This window comes from Falsihalocynthiibacter sp. CO-5D18 (assembly GCF_041205445.1).
Classification (GTDB): Bacteria; Pseudomonadota; Alphaproteobacteria; order Rhodobacterales; family Rhodobacteraceae; genus Falsihalocynthiibacter; species Falsihalocynthiibacter arcticus.
This window is the reverse complement of the sequence record NZ_JBGFCF010000063.1, coordinates 1-965: the sequence shown is the minus strand read 5'-3', so window position 1 is coordinate 965 and position 965 is coordinate 1. Positions and strand designations below refer to the sequence as shown.

Here is a 965-nt window from a genome sequence, read left to right as displayed (position 1 = left end):
TCGGACCAGTTGCTCGGGACGCGAGGCAAAAAATGGTGAGCCAGGATCATAAACTAAGCATGCGTCGGCAATGCGCATTGCTGACGTTAACGCGATCTAATTTGTACTATGAACCGAAGGGCGAGAGCGTCGAGAACCTGCGGTTTATGGCGATCATCGACGAGCAGTTCTTGGAGACCCCGTGGTATGGATCGCGCCAGATGGCACGTTATATGAAGCGCAACAACCACGCATGCGGGCGGCATCGTGTCCGCCGTTTGATGCGCCTCATGCGATTGGTGCCGATTTATCAGGAGCCCAACACCAGTAAAAAGCATCCGCAACACAAGATTTGGCCATATCTTCTAAGAAACGCGGTGATTGACCCTCCAAACCAGGTCTGGTGTGCAGATATTACCTACATACCGATGCGGCGCGGCTCCCTGTATCTCGTGGCCATTATGGATTGGTACAGCCGCAAGGTGCTGGCATGGCGGTTGTCAAATAGCATGGACGCCGCAAACTGCGTTGAGGCGCTGAAAGAGGCATTGGCCAATCACGGCACGCCGGAGATATTCAACACCCCCTCTCAGGCATTGCTTCGCAATACCCTGCCGGGCAATGGATCAGGGCAGCCAGTTCACCAGCGGCGATTGGATCGACGTGCTAACTGATGCCAAAATCAAGGTCAGCATGGATGGCAAAGGCGCGTGGCGCGACAATCGGATGATCGAGCGCGTATGGCGGTCACTCAAGTACGAATGCGTCTATCTGCACACCTTTGAGACAGGCTCAGAGGCAAAAGCCGGTATCATGAAATGGCTGGCCTACTATAATGCTGAACGTCCTCACTCGACCCATGGAATCTCGCCCCCCGACGAGGCCTATGCCAACAAAACAGAACCAATGAGAGTAGCAGCCTGACATGAAACCCTGATCCACCTTAACTAGGCTGCAAACTGGTCGAAAACTTAGGACCACCTCTG

The 965-nt window shown here is 54.0% G+C and carries 1 pseudogene; it reads left to right on the top strand.

The window, feature by feature from the left end:
- Positions 1-903, top strand: a pseudogene (locus AB9F27_RS21875) (IS3 family transposase); the annotation flags it as partial.
- Between the last annotated feature and the right edge of the window lie 62 nt (positions 904-965).